This window comes from Psychrosphaera haliotis (genome assembly GCF_039523615.1).
Classification (GTDB): Bacteria; Pseudomonadota; Gammaproteobacteria; order Enterobacterales; family Alteromonadaceae; genus Psychrosphaera; species Psychrosphaera haliotis.
In genome coordinates this window covers 249,918-265,909 of sequence record NZ_BAAAFQ010000005.1, presented here as the reverse complement: position 1 = coordinate 265,909, position 15,992 = coordinate 249,918, and the positions used below count along the sequence as shown (strand labels likewise).

At 39.2% G+C, this 15,992-nt stretch carries 15 protein-coding genes; 7 read left to right on the top strand and 8 right to left on the bottom strand.

Annotated features, from left to right (window positions below; genetic code table 11):
• Positions 1-116 precede the first annotated feature (116 nt).
• Positions 117-1,331, bottom strand: coding sequence for an FAD-dependent monooxygenase (locus ABD009_RS08090; RefSeq protein WP_343824353.1), 1,215 nt, complete (start codon positions 1,329-1,331; stop codon positions 117-119).
• Positions 1,332-1,527: 196 nt separating this feature from the next.
• Between ABD009_RS08090 and miaB the strand changes: the two genes are divergently transcribed.
• The 5 genes from miaB (at position 1,528) to lnt (ending at position 7,104) form a co-directional block, all read left to right on the top strand.
• Entirely contained in the window at positions 1,528-2,958 is a 1,431-nt protein-coding gene (miaB, locus tag ABD009_RS08085; RefSeq protein WP_155693650.1) for a tRNA (N6-isopentenyl adenosine(37)-C2)-methylthiotransferase MiaB, read from the top strand.
• An 86-nt stretch (positions 2,959-3,044) separates the two neighbouring features.
• Positions 3,045-4,139, top strand: a complete 1,095-nt coding sequence (locus tag ABD009_RS08080; RefSeq protein WP_155693652.1) for a PhoH family protein — start codon at positions 3,045-3,047, stop codon at positions 4,137-4,139.
• A complete protein-coding gene (gene ybeY, locus ABD009_RS08075) occupies positions 4,129-4,587 on the top strand; it encodes an rRNA maturation RNase YbeY (protein ID WP_343824349.1) in 459 nt (152 codons plus the stop codon). Before ABD009_RS08080 ends, ybeY begins: the two co-directional genes overlap by 11 nt.
• Positions 4,588-4,678: 91 nt before the next feature.
• Positions 4,679-5,548, top strand: coding sequence for a CorC family transporter (locus ABD009_RS08070; RefSeq protein ID WP_155693656.1), 870 nt, complete (start codon positions 4,679-4,681; stop codon positions 5,546-5,548).
• On the top strand, positions 5,548-7,104 hold the full coding sequence (lnt, locus tag ABD009_RS08065; RefSeq protein WP_343824346.1) for an apolipoprotein N-acyltransferase: 1,557 nt from the start codon (positions 5,548-5,550) through the stop codon (positions 7,102-7,104). Before ABD009_RS08070 ends, lnt begins: the two co-directional genes overlap by 1 nt.
• On the opposite strand, the gene ABD009_RS08060 is transcribed toward lnt, so the two are convergent.
• Entirely contained in the window at positions 7,031-8,170 is a 1,140-nt protein-coding gene (locus ABD009_RS08060; RefSeq protein ID WP_343824345.1) for a MalY/PatB family protein, read from the bottom strand. The genes lnt and ABD009_RS08060 overlap by 74 nt on opposite strands.
• A 137-nt stretch (positions 8,171-8,307) precedes the next feature.
• On the opposite strand from ABD009_RS08060, the gene ABD009_RS08055 reads away from it, so the two are divergent.
• Positions 8,308-10,251: a methyl-accepting chemotaxis protein gene (locus tag ABD009_RS08055; protein WP_343824343.1), complete on the top strand. Its 1,944-nt coding sequence runs from the start codon at positions 8,308-8,310 to the stop codon at positions 10,249-10,251.
• A 22-nt stretch (positions 10,252-10,273) separates the two neighbouring features.
• Here ABD009_RS08055 and ABD009_RS08050 read toward each other — a convergent pair whose 3' ends face one another.
• The 4 genes from ABD009_RS08050 to ABD009_RS08035 all read right to left on the bottom strand — a co-directional run bounded on the left by ABD009_RS08050 (position 10,274) and on the right by ABD009_RS08035 (position 12,620).
• Positions 10,274-10,627, bottom strand: coding sequence for a DUF1428 domain-containing protein (locus ABD009_RS08050; protein WP_343824341.1), 354 nt, complete (start codon positions 10,625-10,627; stop codon positions 10,274-10,276).
• 11 nt (positions 10,628-10,638) lie between these two features.
• A complete protein-coding gene (locus ABD009_RS08045; RefSeq protein WP_343824339.1) occupies positions 10,639-11,121 on the bottom strand; it encodes a hypothetical protein in 483 nt (160 codons plus the stop codon).
• Between the two features lie 130 nt (positions 11,122-11,251).
• Entirely contained in the window at positions 11,252-11,911 is a 660-nt protein-coding gene (locus tag ABD009_RS08040; protein ID WP_343824337.1) for a CoA transferase subunit B, read from the bottom strand.
• A gap of 10 nt (positions 11,912-11,921) precedes the next feature.
• Complete coding sequence (locus ABD009_RS08035; protein ID WP_155693669.1) at positions 11,922-12,620, bottom strand: CoA transferase subunit A; 699 nt, start codon at positions 12,618-12,620, stop codon at positions 11,922-11,924.
• Positions 12,621-12,946: 326 nt separating this feature from the next.
• On the opposite strand from ABD009_RS08035, the gene ABD009_RS08030 reads away from it, so the two are divergent.
• Positions 12,947-13,768, top strand: a complete 822-nt coding sequence (locus ABD009_RS08030; RefSeq protein ID WP_343824334.1) for a 3-hydroxybutyrate dehydrogenase — start codon at positions 12,947-12,949, stop codon at positions 13,766-13,768.
• Here ABD009_RS08030 and ABD009_RS08025 read toward each other — a convergent pair.
• On the bottom strand, positions 13,740-14,708 hold the full coding sequence (locus ABD009_RS08025; protein ID WP_343824332.1) for an alpha/beta hydrolase: 969 nt from the start codon (positions 14,706-14,708) through the stop codon (positions 13,740-13,742). The genes ABD009_RS08030 and ABD009_RS08025 overlap by 29 nt on opposite strands.
• Complete coding sequence (locus ABD009_RS08020) at positions 14,709-15,902, bottom strand: MFS transporter (RefSeq protein WP_343824330.1); 1,194 nt, start codon at positions 15,900-15,902, stop codon at positions 14,709-14,711.
• Between the last annotated feature and the right edge of the window lie 90 nt (positions 15,903-15,992).

The following is a 15,992-nucleotide window of genomic DNA, read 5'->3' as shown; positions in this document are numbered from 1 at the left end:
CTTTACCTTTAACCTTATACTTTATGAACTTCAGCTGCTTAATGAATTGTTTAATGATTTGTTTAATAAGCCTTGTTATTTGTCAGGGTTAAATGACAGCTATGTAAAAATCTGTATTAAAAACCAAGCGCTTTTTTCATCACTTTTAATTTTGCACTAGGCAACGCATTAGCGGCTGATAACAACAAGTGACGAAAAGATTTAAGCAAGCCTTTGTCATTTGAAAATAGATGATAAAAGCCGTCCATCGCCGTCGACATAACTAAGCTGTCTGCTTTTCTATTTCGTTGATATACCGACAAGCGTTGATTCAGTTTATTGATATCACTTAAATCCGTGTCACCTAATAACTCAATTAACTCTGCTGAGTCTTTAAAGCCAAGATTTACACCTTGTCCTGCTAACGGGTTAATAGTGTGCGCAGCATCGCCAACCAATACAACTCTATCCTTAACGTAACTATTTGCTTGTCGACGGGTTAACGGGAAAGAAGCGGTTTTAACTATTTCAAAATCGCCAGGTAATTCAGGGAACGTGGTTAACACTTGTTCCTTTAGGTTATCAATACTAAGACTTTTAAGGTGCCCCACTTTTTCTTTGCTGTCATACCAAATTAAACAAGCATAATTGTTGTTTAACGGTAAAAACGCTTTTGGCCCACTAGGCTGAAACTCTTGCCAGGTAATGTCCTGTTGCCCAAATTGAGTTTTAATAGTGATGCTAAAACACTGCTGTTGATAATCCCAGCCAGACGTTCCAATATTACTCAATTGTCTAACTTTACTATTTGCGCCATCGGCTCCAATTAATAAGTGTGACTCAACCCTTGTTTCGGTTTCTCCATCTGTCAGTGTCACTAATAGATTTGAATCAGTTTTCTCTGAATAGGCAGTAATTCCTGCGTTAAATACTACATCCACTTTCAAAGCGGATTTTTCTAATGCTTTATAAGCGGCTATTTGAATTGCTTCGTTTCTAATTAACGAGCCTAAATGAGTTTCATTTATGTCATCCGCCGAGAACTCAACCACTGGAGCTCCCTTTTCCCAAGTTGCTAAACGTTTAAATGCACACGATGAAGCCTCGTCAATTTCTTGCCAACTATTGATTTCACGTAACCAAGTTTCACTATACCTGTTTACAGCAGACACTCTTAATGGAGGCTCAGCTAACCAACTTACTTGAGGCGCAACTTTTTCTACAAGCAAAACCAATTTGCCTTGTTGACCTAAGCCTAAGGCAAGGGAAGCCCCCACCATACCGCCACCTATAACTACGGCGTCATATTGTTTATTAGCAATGCTGGATAGAGGCAATTCAGAAAAAGTCATGGGCAATCTCATTTGTTTTTATGCCTTTTATTATGCCAGAAACCTCAACAACACCAAGGGCTTTGAGCACTTTTTACAACTTCAATTAAATATTAGCCACAATACTGTATTGAATTCACTTTCAGTTATATCATTTTCACTGTAAAATACGCGGCCTTTTTATGAACAACTTTTCCATACGATTTACGAGAGAAGAATGACAAAAAAACTACATATTAAAACCTGGGGCTGCCAAATGAACGAGTACGACTCGCAAAAAATGGCAGATCTTTTGGATGACAGTCATGGATATGAGTTTACTGAACAGGCAGAAGATGCCGATGTTATTCTATTGAATACCTGTTCTATCCGTGAAAAAGCGCAAGAAAAAGTATTCCATCAACTTGGTCGCTGGAAAAATTTGAAAGCTAAAAACCCTGACCTAATTATTGGTGTTGGTGGTTGTGTTGCTTCTCAAGAAGGTCAACATATTCGTGAGCGTGCGCCATACGTTGATATGGTTTTTGGTCCTCAGACGTTGCATCGCTTACCAGAAATGCTTGAACAGATTAAATCGGGTGATGGCGGTTCAGTAATCGACATTTCATTCCCTGAAATTGAAAAGTTTGACCGACTTCCTCAGCCTACTACAGATGGACCTAGCTCATTTGTATCAATCATGGAAGGTTGCAGTAAATACTGTACATTCTGTGTTGTGCCTTATACACGCGGCGAAGAAGTATCAAGACCTGTTGACGATGTAATATTTGAAATTGCACAATTAGCAGACCAAGGTGTTCGTGAAGTAAACCTTTTAGGTCAAAACGTAAATGCGTTCCGTGGTGCAACTCATGATGGTGACATTTGTCACTTTAGTGAGCTATTGCGTTTAGTGGCATCGATAGACGGTATCGACCGCATCAGGTATACCACTTCTCACCCGGTTGAGTTCACTGACGATATTATCGCAGCCTACGAAGACGTGCCTGAATTAGTAGATCACTTACACCTTCCAGTGCAATCTGGCTCTGACAGAATATTAACTCAAATGAAACGTGGCCATACGGCGATTGAGTATAAATCACAAATCAGAAAACTACGTAAAGTTCGTCCTAACATAAGCATGAGCTCTGACTTTATTATTGGTTTCCCTGGTGAAACCGCCGACGATCACGCAAAAACAATAAAGCTTATTGAAGATGTTGGTTACGACCACAGCTTTAGCTTTATCTATAGTGCACGTCCGGGTACACCTGCAGCCGACTTACCAGATGATGTAGAAGAGTCTGAAAAGAAAGAGCGTTTATACCAATTGCAAAGCTTAATCACTCATCAAGCAATGCAAATTTCACGCTCTATGGTAGATACAGAGCAAAGAATTCTGGTAGAAGGTCCATCAATAAAGAATCCAATGGAGCTTCGTGGCCGTACTGAAAACAATCGTGTTGTTAACTTTGTAGGTCCACACACACTAATTGGTGGATTTGCCGACGTTAAGATTGTTGATGTTTATACCAACTCATTACGTGGCGAGTTTATTCGAGGCGAAAATGAAATGGGTTTACGTCAAGAAGTATCACCGTCAGAAATTTTAGCAAAACGTCAAACAAATACTGATGAGCTAGGTGTTGCGACTTTTGCACCTTAGCCGTATATTCTAGGTATTGGATAAGTTAAAAAGAGCCATGATCCGTCATGGCCTTTTAGTTTTTTAAAACCAAGGAAATAGATAAATTGCCAAAAAAAATTAATTCTCTAGAGCTATTTTTAGAACCTGCCAATAAAGACCGTTTAGCTTCTTTGATTGGTCCATACGACGATAATTTAAAACATATTGAACGTCGCATGGGTGTTGAAATTACTTATCAAGGCAATAAATTCAAAATTGTTGGCAACCCCGCGAATGTGGTTGCAGTTAATGAAATTTTAAAAGATTTATATATAGAAACGCAGCCAGATCCTAAAGAAAAAAATAAAGTGAAGGCAAAAGAGTTGTTGCCTGATCATATTCACCTCGCACTTCAACAATCCAAAATTCTTGAGCAAGAAATTGAAGGTTATGACAATGAAGTGGTTATCAGAACACGTAAAGGCAATATAAAGCCGCGTAACCATAACCAAGTTGAATATGTTAAGAATGTATTAAATCACGACATTACGTTTGGTATTGGCCCAGCTGGTACGGGTAAAACGTATTTAGCAGTAGCTTGTGCAGTAGATGCGTTAGAGCGCCAAGAAGTAAGGCGTATTTTATTAACTCGACCTGCGGTTGAAGCTGGCGAAAAACTTGGCTTTTTACCAGGTGACTTGAGTCAGAAAATTGATCCATACTTGCGCCCTCTTTATGATGCCCTTTTTGAAATGCTAGGTTTCGAGAAAGTTGAACGTCTTATCGAGCGCAACGTTATTGAAGTTGCCCCTCTTGCTTACATGCGTGGTAGAACACTTAATGACGCCTTTATTATTTTAGATGAGAGTCAAAATACCACCGTTGAGCAAATGAAAATGTTTCTAACGCGTATCGGCTTTAATTCAAAAGCAGTGATTACTGGCGACATTACTCAAATAGACTTACCAAGAGGTGCTCGCTCAGGTTTACGACACGCCATTGAAGTTTTGTCGGAAGTTGAAGACATCAGCTTTAACTTTTTCCAAGCTAATGACGTAGTTAGACACCCAGTTGTTGCGAAGATTGTAATGGCTTATGAAAAGCTAGAAGAGCAAGAACGCCGTGATAAAGCAGAGCGTGAGCAATTAGCAAAAGAGAAAGCTCAGCAAGAGAAAGCGATTCGAGAAGCAGCCATTAAGGACATTAACAATGAGCGTTGATCTGGACTATCAAAATGCCAGTACTGACACTAATATTCCATCTGAAGAGCAATGCTTAGCTTGGTTAACCGCCTTTTTACCTCAGTTTAAAGAGGTTTCCGAGTTAACAGTGCGTATTGTTGATGAAGAAGAGAGCCAGCAACTTAATGGTGATTATCGAGGCAAGGAAAAGCCAACAAACGTTTTGTCATTTCCTTTTGAAGCACCTGCTCATATTGAGTTGCCTTTATTAGGCGATTTGGTAGTTTGCGCTCAAGTTGTAAATAAAGAAGCACAAGAACAAAATAAAACGGCAGAAGCACATTGGGCACATATGTTGCTTCATGGTAGCCTTCACCTTCTCGGCTACGATCACATTGAAGATGCTGATGCAGAAGAAATGGAAAGTTTAGAAATAGAAATATTGAACGAAATGGGTTTTAACAACCCTTATTTAATATCTGAGTAAAACTTAATAATAATCTAATTGACATGTTGGAGGTTTTTCCAACAGAATGGCAATTGTTGTGTTTAATAAATATAGGAACATTCTGACTAGAATGAGTGACGACAACCCACATAGTAGCAACGGTTCTTCTAATAAAGGCTGGATAGAGAAAATTGGTCAGCTTTTTACTGACGAACCGAAGAGCAAAGAAGATGTAGCGAATATCATAGATGTTGCTGCGCAAAATGACCTAATTGATCTAAATACTAAAAATATGATTGATGGTGTTATGGAAATCGCTGATTTACGGATCAGAGACATAATGATACCGAGGTCACAAATGATAACCTTAGATTTGTCTGATACACCTGACAAGTTTATCCCGCTCATGATTGAGTCTGGCCACTCTCGTTTCCCTGTTGTTACAGAAGACAAGGATCACGTAGAAGGCATATTACTGGCTAAAGACTTATTAAACCTACTTGTTGACCGTGAACAGGAAATCGATTTAAAAGCGATGCTTCGCCCGATTGTTATTGTTCCTGAAAGTAAGCGTGTTGATACATTACTAAGAGAGTTCCGCCTTAATCGTTATCATATGGCTATTGTCGTTGATGAGTACGGCGGTGTTTCTGGTTTAGTCACAATTGAAGACATTCTAGAATTAATTGTTGGTGAAATTGAAGACGAGTTCGACTCTGAAGACAATCAAACTGACAATATTCGTAAAGTTTCTAAGCATGTGTACATGGTACAAGCCTTAACAGAACTTGATGACTTTAATGAATTCTTTAATACAGAATTTAACGAAGAAGAAGCAGATACCATTGGTGGTACTGTTTTGCATGAATTTGGTCACATGCCAGAAAAAGGTGAAGAAGTAATCATAAACCAAATAAAGTTTAAGGTTCAATCTTCCGATACTCGTCGCATTCAGCAACTGATGGTTACCTTACCTAAGAAAAAATCGCCTAAGCCATAATGGACAAAAGATTTTACCCCATTGGATTAATCGCCATCGGTATGCTCAATACCTTGGCGTTTGCTCCGTTTAAAAACTGGTGGATACCTTTTTTCACTCTTGCATTACTTCTATTTGCCGTCACAAAAGCACCTTCCGCCAAAAAGGCTGCTGTTTATGGCTTATCTTATGGTTTAGGGTGGTTTGGTGCTGGAGTTAGTTGGGTACATGTGGCCATTGCTGATTTTGGCGGATTGCCTTTAATAGCCTCCTTATTTTTGATGGCATTGTTGGTCACTTATTTAGCTCTGTTTCCAGCACTCGCCGCCTTACTTACATTTAAAAGTATACAAAAACTCGGTTTATGGGGTTTTGCTTTGTTTTGGCTTTTAGCAGAAACGGCTCGCGCTAAGTTTTTAACTGGATTCCCTTGGCTCTCATTAGGCTACAGCCAAATAGAAGGACCTCTTCGCTCATTGGCTCCTATTGTTGGGGAATTTGGCTTACAAGCAGTTACCGCGTTGCTGGCGATATGTTTAGTTCAACTTGTTTTAGTCTTTAAAAATTCCTTATCCAAATCTCAAGTGGCACTGACTACCTCAACCTTTTTATTTATTCTTGGCTTAACTACGTTTAGTCAAAACATAAGTTGGACAAGTGATTTAAAACGAACAGCGCGTATTGCACTTGTACAGGGAAATATAGAGCAAAGTATTAAATGGCAACCAGAGAATGAATTGCCAACCATGGAAAAATACTTAACCATGTCTACCGACTTCTTTGAAAAGCATGACTTGATAATTTGGCCTGAAGCTGCGGTTCCTAGGTTAGAGATCTTAGCCAATGACTACCTTCGAGAAGTTGACAAATTAGCCGCTGAAACCAATACAGCCTTGATTACTGGCATCGTTGACTATCAACCTGAAACAGATAGAGCCTATAACAACATTATCGTATTGGGGAAAAAGCACGCCGACGATCAATTTGGTCACTATAAATACCTTAATAATAACCGATACAACAAACATCACCTGTTACCTATTGGTGAGTTTGTGCCGTTTGAAAGTATATTAAGGAAGTTAGGGCCTATATTTGATTTACCAATGTCCTCATTTTCAAGAGGTTATTATCAACAAGATAACCTAGTTGCTCAAAGCTTAAATATTTCGCCGGCTATTTGTTTTGAAATTGCCTTTGCACATCAAGTAAACAGTAATCTCAATGACAACAGCGACATTATTCTAACATTAAGTAACGACGCCTGGTTTGGCTCTTCACATGGCCCTTGGCAACATTTACAAATTGCTCAAATGCGCGCTTTGGAATTTGCGAAACCTGTCGTACGAGTGACCAACAATGGCGTCACCGCAGTAATAAATGCCAATGGTAATGTGGACCAGTTATTGCCGCAATTTGAAGCGTCAGTATTAAGTCATGAGTTAAAGGTTTATCAAAGCCAAACTTTTTATCAACAGTTTGGTAACTTGCCCGCTTGGCTCATGGTTATTCTTGTTTCGTTGCTTTCTGTAGCTTTGTCATCGCGTCAGTTAACATTTCCCTGGAACAAGCAAAGTTAATACGAATAAAACCGGGGTAACCAAAATCCGCGCCCGGTGAAGGCCCTAGACCTAAAGACTCCATATAACTTTGTAATTCATCCCTGTGTAATTTCCTACAATCTATCCAAGCTAAATACGTTGCTGGCGCCGGTGTATACTCAATGCCATCAATTAGATTTACGGCCGATACAATTAGTGCCTGGTTATCTCTTAAATAATCTAACTGAGACTCATACCAATCATCACACTTTGTAAACGCTTCGGTTGTTGCTATAACGCCAAAGTTATTTGCTGATGGGGCAATTCCCTGCCCGCCGCGCTGAAATTGTTTTCGTAATTTGGCGTCTGGAATAATCGCAAAAGAAACCCCAAACCCTGCAACGTTAAAAGTTTTACTTGCCGCCATTAAGGTAACAGAAGTATTTTCCAGGTTAGGTAAACAACCAACAGGAATATGACTCTGGGTTTTATCCAACACTAAATCAGCATGAATTTCATCAGAACAAACAAGTACGTTATGTTTGTTACAAATATCACTGATTTTTTGCAGCTCTTGCTCCGTTAAAACAGAACCGCATGGGTTCATTGGATTACATAATAAAAACAAGGTTGTGGTTGGTTTACTTGCTTTTGCTTCAAGCTCGTCAAAATCCAGCTGCCAGCGCCCATTTACTAAATGAGTAGACACCGTTTCTTGCATAAAACCATTGTTTACCGGAGCATTTAACAATGGTGGGTAATTAGGGGATTGGACTAATATACCATCACCCGGTTTACAAAACGCCTGACACATCATATTAAAAGCAGGAACTACACCAGGGGTCCAAACAATCCACTCTGGCTTTACCTGCCAGTTATATTGCTTTAGCAGCCAGCGCTGTATTGCAGGTACACCGGGTTCAAATTGATAAGGGTTATGATAACCAAAAACACCGTGTTCAACCCTTTTTGCTAAAGCTGTTTTTATTGCTGGTGCGCACTCAAATTCAGAGTCTGCTACCCATAAAGGTAAAATATCCTTACCTTCATATTTCTTGTGTTTAAGACTAAATGTGCTCAAACGGTCTTTCGCTATCTTTATCATTGAATACATCTCATTGTTTTATTTACCCTATAACCACAATTCAACGCATTGAAAAAACTCAAAGCCGGTATTTATCGTCACATAGTTGTAACAGTTAGGTTTTAGACTACCTGAAAATTTATACCTGATGGTTCCTTATGCGCATATCCCAGTTAATACGAGCTACATCAACGACTATTGTTATTTCCGTTTTATCATTATCGGTTCTGTTTTATTTTGTAAAATTGAAACTTGATCACTCAGAGCAAAATTCAAAATTATTTCAAACCGTTTACACATCAATTACGGTCGACTTATACAGAAACATTCAGAAATATCTGTCTACCGGCAATGCTCTAGAACTGGTAAAAACTAAAGATATCACATTAGCCCAATTAAAACGTATTCGCGAAACAGACGTTGCAAAAGATAAAAGTGTAAGTGCTCTTATCATTCAGTTAAATGAATTTGATTCAAAAATTGACAATGAATATCGTGCGCTTGGAAAACTAGCTGGCAATGAACAAGCTTTATTGATAAATGCGGAAAGGGAAATAACTGGTTACGCAGAGAGTTTAATAAATTACGCAAATGAGGGGTATAACAATGATCCACAGAGCGCTAAAAAGTTTATTACTTACTCAGCGTCAATTCTTTCGCAAACATGGCAATTATCAGACGCTAGAGCAAAACTTATTGCAAACCCAAGTCCGCAACTGAAGGACTCTGTTTTAAATAAAATAGCAGAGATTCAATCAGTAGCTAAAAAGGTTTCCAATACACCACTATTAAAAGTGTATGGTGAGCAAGAGGAGCTTGATGAATTTGAAGCTATGTTTGAGGATGAAAGCGAAGCGGAAGATCTAGGGGAGGAAATAGTCAGTAATCTAAACTCTTTAAGTAATCGATACTCCAAGGAGCTTTCCAATACGGTAAACACCGTCAATGCTCGAGTCTTTACAATAAAACAAATCAACCAAGACTTTTCTAGCTTGGAGCGGTTAACAAAAGATGTTGTTAACTCTATTGCTCAAAAAAGACAGCAAACCTACGATTTCTCCTTTTTACTTGCAGCCATTGCCATGACCTTTATGTTGGCTGTTGGTGCCCTAAATTATGCAATCTTAATAAGACAAGTATTAAAACCTCTAAACCACTTACGTGATGCGTTCCATTCTCTTATTTCTAGTAATAGTATTCAAAAAATAGACGCAAGCAGTAACAATGAGTTTGGAGAAATTGCAGTTTCATTTAATAAGATGCTTGATAATCAGTCGATTGAAAACGAACAAAAAACGTCGCAAATGAATGTCGTATCTAGCGCATTAAATCAACTGTCTGGCAATATAGAAGAAATCAGTCATTCTACTACCACCTCTAAAGACAGCGTCACCAACGCCTACAGTGTTCTTCAAAAGCTAACTGATACTAACCAAGAACTTTCTACCTTAGCAGAGGAAGTGCAAACTTATGCATCAGAAACAGAAAGTGCAATGATTCAAAGTAGAGAAGGCGCAGGAAAAGTATTAGACGCCAATACCGAAACGAATCAACAAATTTCACTCAGTTCAGAAACCGTTGAAAAGTTAAGTAATAGTGTTCTTGAGGTTCAACAGGTGATGGATGTTATCCGAACGATTGCCGACCAAACAAATTTACTAGCGTTAAATGCCGCCATCGAGTCAGCAAGAGCGGGTGAACATGGCCGAGGTTTTGCTGTAGTTGCCGATGAAGTTAGAAAGCTCGCAATGAAAACGCAGGACTCGCTTGTAGATACGAGCGGTATCCTAGAAAAACTTTCTAACTATAATGCCTTATTGCAAAAGAATATTGATCAAATTGCTTTGTCGGGAGATCAACAGACTCAAATTATTAGTTCGCTCATAAAAACCACTGAAGCAGTGGAAGTAAAAGCGTTAACCTCATGTGAAGTATCCAATAAAACACTAGCTTGCGCTAAGCAACAACAAAAGCATTTTGAGACTTTTGCTAACACTATGGAGCATATTGGCGACAACATTGATCAAACACAAACACAGTCAATCAATATCCAGCAATCACTGTCTGAACAAAGTGAGCTAATAACTAAAACCTTTATTTAAAGATTCGCTTGAATACGGTGGTTTAATCGTTAACTACGACTTCAAAACCGCCGTATATAAGCCTAGCACCATCAAAGGGCATATCACTAAACAAGCCAGCCAATGCTTCATCTTCTTCGATAGCCGGCCATGCTTTAATACGTGTTTCTTTATCTGGCCACATGATCCAAGAGAATACGACGCTTTCATTCTCTTTACACTTAACGGCCATGCCAAATGAAGTGACCTTACCGTCAGGGATATCGTCTCCCCAGCACTCTATTGCCGACAAGGCGCCATGTTTTTTGAAAGCTGCCGCTGTGCCTTTTGCGAAATCAATATATTCTTGTTTTTTTGCTGTTTCCACAGCCACTATTACACCGTCAATATAACCCATTTTAATATTCCTTATTCAGCACTATTTAATGCCTGATTTTGTTTTTCCTTACTACAATCATACCGGTTCAGACTGGCTTTATTTAACTGCTCTATTAGCCTAATCTCAGCGGCTGCATTTGGACGTATAATTAATTTAACAACTCTGGCTACTTCAGTAGCTCCACTGCAATGTTGCGGTTTTTTCTCGTTAAACATAAGTTGAGGTTCAATATTGCCCACTACGTATGCTCCTAACAACAAACCCTTAATTGGATCGCTCACTTTATCATGCGTTAACCACGGTGTGGTTTCTGGCGTAACCTCCACCAACACATCTTTGCTATTCTCAGCAAAATTAATGATCTTTTTTACAGCAGCATAACCTGTTTCTGAAATAGGCGCTTGTTTGTACTCAGATATCAGATTCAATATCTGAGTTTTACTCATACTTGAATTACCATTGGCAAAAACAATAGATGAGAAAAGTAATAATAAAGTAAATAGCACGCGCATAATGGTTCCTTTTTTGATGCTTGTCTACAAAGTGTAGTTAAAGAATGGATAAGAGGTGCGATTTTAATAAATCAAAAAGCCAATAAAAAAGGCCGCAATTTGCGACCTTACTTTTATACTTTGCAGTAGACTAGCTAAACGTCATTTCTTTTACGTCAGCTGGCACTATCAGTTTGCCAGCAGTTTTTTCTTGAATTTCTTCAATACTAACGCCTGGTGCCGTTTCTTTAAGAACAAAAGCACCATCACTAATTTCAAGCACGGCCAAGTCTGTAATAATCTTAGTGATACAATTAACACCGGTAAGTGGTAACGTGCACTTAGACAATAACTTAGATTCGCCATGTTTGTTTGCGTGCGTCATAGTAACAATAATGTTTTCTGCGCCAGCGACTAAGTCCATCGCTCCGCCCATGCCTTTCACTAATTTACCAGGGATCATATAACTGGCAATGTTGCCCTCTTGATCCACTTCAAAAGCACCTAAAACAGTCACATCAACATGACCACCACGGATCATTGCAAAGCTTTCGGCTGAGCTGAATATTGCAGCACCTGTGGCAGTTGTTACCGTCTCTTTACCCGCGTTAATCATATCTGCGTCAACTTCATCCGCCGTAGGATATGGACCCATACCTAATAAACCATTTTCTGATTGCAACATTACATCAATATCACTAGGTACATAGTTAGCCGCTAACGTAGGAATACCAATACCTAAGTTAACGTAATCACCATCATTAAATTCTTTAGCCACACGTTGGGCAATTTGTTCTCTTGATAAAGCCATGGTCTATTCCTTAATCTCGTGTGGTTGTTTTTTCAATACGTTTTTCAAAAGTGCCAAGAATGACACGGTCTACGTATATTCCTGGAGTTTGAATTTGTGAAGGCTCTAATTCACCTGGCTCGACAATCTCTTCAACTTCAACAACCGTAATTTTACCAGCCGTTGCCGCCATTGGATTAAAGTTTTGAGCAGTATGGCGATAAATACAGTTGCCATAGCGGTCTGCTTTCCATGCTTTAACGATAGCGAAGTCACCAGTGATGCTTTCTTCTAGAATATAGTTACGACCATTAAACTCGCGTTCTTCTTTACCTTCGCCAACCAATGTTCCATAACCCGTTGCCGTGTAAAATGCTGGGATACCTGCTCCACCCGCTCTCATTTTTTCAGCTAATGTACCTTGAGGCGTAAGCTCAACTTCTAACTCGCCATTTAATAGCTGTTTTTCGAATAATGCATTTTCACCAACATAAGACGAAACCATTTTTTTTATCTGCTTGTCTTCAAGTAAAATGCCTAACCCAAAGCCGTCAACGCCACAGTTATTTGAAACAACCGTAAGCCCTTTGGTTCCTTTATTCTTAATTTCGGCAATTAACCCTTCTGGAATTCCACAAAGACCAAAACCACCGGCTATCACCGTCATATTGTCTTCGATTCCAGCCATAGCTTCAGCGTAGCTATTCACTACCTTGTCAAAACCTGACATATTGTTCCCCTTCGCAGCGTGCGATTATATTCGTATTATTATTCTGCCATCTTGTCACAAACCACAATTAAACACCCTATTCTTAAGTTTTAACTGAGTAAAAATAACGCGCTTGGCAGTAAACTCTATTTGACACTTGGGCTAGATTTAACTGTAACTTTCCATTTAGGTCAACTGGTACTTTAGTCCCGACATACCGTTAATTTTGCTATTGATTTTCATTACTCTGTGCGCAATACATGGGCATATTGCACTAAGGTAGTACTTTTTTACGAAGGTAGGTTTGTTACAGTCGGTTCTTGGTTTTTATATAGGATTAAATAGACATGAACTTATCACTGGCTAACCAGTTTACAGACAACTTAGCTTTAAAAGAAAAGGTCGCATTAATTACTGGCTCTACAAGTGGCATTGGCTTGGCAACGGCGCATTTATTAGCGGAGCAAGGCGCTAATATCATCATTCACGGTTTAGTGCCCATTAGTGAAGGTTTAGAATTAAAACAGCAGTTTGAAGACAAGTATGGTGTCAAAGTTATGTTTAGTGATGCCAACATCGCTGAGTCTGAGCAAATTGATTTAATGATGTTAAATATTAAAAATACCTTCAAGCAGTTAGATATCGTGGTCAATAATGCCGGTATTCAATATACCGAAACCATTGAAAACTTTCCTAGGGACAAGTGGAATGCCATTATTGCCATCAATCTATCAGCGGCATTTCATATCATGCAACAAGCACTACCTCTCATGAAAGAGAGAAAATGGGGTCGTGTTATTAATGTTGCGTCGGTTCATGGTTTAGTGGGCTCTGCTAAAAAGTCAGCCTATGTTGCCGCTAAACACGGCTTGGTTGGCTTAACAAAAGTAGCGGCAATCGAAGAAGCAGCTAATGGGGTAACTATTAATGCGATTTGCCCTGGCTGGGTTGAAACTCCATTGATTAACAACCAAATTGCAGAGCTAGCAAAACAACAAGGAACGAATATTACGGAAGCTAAACATCAACTTATTACTAATAAGCAGCCACTACCAGCAATGGCAACACCAAAGCAAATTGGTAATTTGATACTGTTTTTGTGTACTGATACGGCCCGCTCAATTACGGGCGCATCTTTACCTATTGATGGGGCGTGGACGTCTCAGTAACACTCTCATCGGTTTGATTAACAAAGTCCCCGATGAGTTGGTATAACTCTCTGCACTCGTCGGGCACAAGATCTTCAATATTCATAAACGCGTGGATCATATTCTTAAACTCTCGAACATCCACGTTAACGCCTGCAGCTTTAAGCTTTTTAGCGTATTCTAAACCTTCGTCTCTTAACGGGTCGCAGCCTGCAATAATAACTAAGCTTTCTGGCATTGACGCATCAAATTCACCGTAAAGAGGTGACATTTCTTTACGATCTTCATAATCATCAAAGTAGTTATCGAAATACCACTGAATTCTCGTTTTCTCTAATAGAAAACCGGTGCCATTTTCTTCGACTGAGGGTTCACTCATGGTGTAGTCAACACTTGGGTAAATGAGAACTTGTTTGTCTATTTTAAGGCTTGTATCTTTTTGTGCTCTAATGGCAAGCGTGCTACAAATAGCGCCACCAGCACTATCTCCGGCAATAATAACTTCATTGCCGTAACTTACGTCTTTTAAAACTTGATGATAACCACGAACAACGTCTTCACAGTCATTAATGCCTGCTGGATAAGGAAACTCCGGTGATAAACGATAATCAACACTAACAACCACACATTTAGCTGCAATGGCTATTTTTCGACACATAGGATCGTACAGTTCAGTACTGCCACACATGTGGCCGCCGCCATGGAAATAAATAACCACAGGCAGTTCTTCTTTTGGACTCGGGCTATAAACGCGTACCGGAACTTCTACCTGATCCGCAAATACGTAGTTTTCTTCTGCATAAGCAATTTTTGGCACTTGGCTTACAAACGCCCCTAACTTTGCTAAGTTTTCTCTAGCTAATTCTGGCGTCGCCGTAACGCCATCTTCTTTAGCTTTGGCAATCGCTTGGTTAACACCATCTATAAATTCATTTAAGTGTTGTGCTAATTCACCACGCATTTACGATTCCTTTTTTGGATTGGTTTCTGGCAAAAAGAAGCTGCCTATAAAGAAGCTACTACTTACAACGCCAATCAGCAAGAAAGACATAGTAAAGTCGCCACCGTTAATATCTACAAGCTTACCAAACAACCACAGTACTATGGTTGCAATTAAATAACTGATTGACCAAAATAAGCTGAATACCACGGTAATTTTATCGCCCGTCATATCCTTTAATTCATGCGGAATGGAAACCAATGCGGTAATTGGGAAAAAAACAAAGAAGCCAAGCAACATTGCTGCAACTAATTGAACCTCTGCATGTTGATAAAAAGACAGTACAAATACCATCAAAGTTACCATTGCGCCAGACCATGTTATGACAGGTACTCGTTGTTTTACCTTTTTACTAAAAATCATACCGGCAATGGTACCAATAATGCCAAAACCAATAACCACTGAGCTTTGCGTGATGCCCGCTTTAGGATAAAAGGTAAATAAACAGATATAAAATGCCAATAACCCTGAATAACAAAGCGAATAAGCCCATGTAAATTTGTCTTTTAAACCATCAGAATAACCATAAACAGAAGCTTCTTCATCAACACTTGGGCTTTCTGTCACAGGCTTAGCAACCGGTGTTGTAACGGGCTCATTAAAATCAACGAACAACCAAACGACTGCTAACACAATACTAGCAACACTAAATATCACTAAACTTTGTTGCCAACCTCCCGTTAGCGTATTAATTTCGGCCATTGAAGAAAGAATAATGGCGGTGCCCACATTAAACGCCACAGCATTTAAACCATTAATCGTAGAGCGCTCTTCAACTGCAAAAAACTTCATCACTATTGGATTAAAATAGACAATCATCAATGCACCGCCCAGACCCATTAAGAATCGTGAAACTAAAAGTACATCGTATGTTGCAGACATTGGCGTGAAAACACCAATAAAGACAAGCAAACCACTTAAGAAAAAGGCATATTTGATACCCATTTTCAGAGCAATCCAAGCGGCAATAAAGGTACCGGCTATTTTAGCTATGGTTACCGCGCCACTTATAAAGCTAGCGGATGCAAGGCTGTCAACGTCCATCGAGGACATTATTTGGGTCATGCTTGCCGTACCGCCTACCCAAGCCATTGCAAAGAGCACATAACTGACAAAAACAATTGCTTCAACCAAGTATTTGTTACTAATTTTCATATATGATAATTTCAAAGTGAGTTATTAATTGATAAGCAGATTAACCTAGGCTCAGTTAAAAATAACTACCACCTTAGTACACTACAATTT

Bases quoted from the DNA above. Each gene is read 5' to 3' on its own strand.
- ABD009_RS08090 (WP_343824353.1), bottom strand. From the start codon at position 1,331: ATGACTTTTTCTGAATTGCCTCTATCCAGCATTGCTAATAAACAATAT.
- miaB (WP_155693650.1), top strand. From the start codon at position 1,528: ATGACAAAAAAACTACATATTAAAACCTGGGGCTGCCAAATGAACGAG.
- ybeY (WP_343824349.1), top strand. From the start codon at position 4,129: ATGAGCGTTGATCTGGACTATCAAAATGCCAGTACTGACACTAATATT.
- ABD009_RS08070 (WP_155693656.1), top strand. From the start codon at position 4,679: ATGAGTGACGACAACCCACATAGTAGCAACGGTTCTTCTAATAAAGGC.
- lnt (WP_343824346.1), top strand. From the start codon at position 5,548: ATGGACAAAAGATTTTACCCCATTGGATTAATCGCCATCGGTATGCTC.
- ABD009_RS08060 (WP_343824345.1), bottom strand. From the start codon at position 8,170: ATGATAAAGATAGCGAAAGACCGTTTGAGCACATTTAGTCTTAAACAC.
- ABD009_RS08055 (WP_343824343.1), top strand. From the start codon at position 8,308: ATGCGCATATCCCAGTTAATACGAGCTACATCAACGACTATTGTTATT.
- ABD009_RS08050 (WP_343824341.1), bottom strand. From the start codon at position 10,627: ATGGGTTATATTGACGGTGTAATAGTGGCTGTGGAAACAGCAAAAAAA.
- ABD009_RS08045 (WP_343824339.1), bottom strand. From the start codon at position 11,121: ATGCGCGTGCTATTTACTTTATTATTACTTTTCTCATCTATTGTTTTT.
- ABD009_RS08040 (WP_343824337.1), bottom strand. From the start codon at position 11,911: ATGGCTTTATCAAGAGAACAAATTGCCCAACGTGTGGCTAAAGAATTT.
- ABD009_RS08035 (WP_155693669.1), bottom strand. From the start codon at position 12,620: ATGTCAGGTTTTGACAAGGTAGTGAATAGCTACGCTGAAGCTATGGCT.
- ABD009_RS08030 (WP_343824334.1), top strand. From the start codon at position 12,947: ATGAACTTATCACTGGCTAACCAGTTTACAGACAACTTAGCTTTAAAA.
- ABD009_RS08025 (WP_343824332.1), bottom strand. From the start codon at position 14,708: ATGCGTGGTGAATTAGCACAACACTTAAATGAATTTATAGATGGTGTT.
- ABD009_RS08020 (WP_343824330.1), bottom strand. From the start codon at position 15,902: ATGAAAATTAGTAACAAATACTTGGTTGAAGCAATTGTTTTTGTCAGT.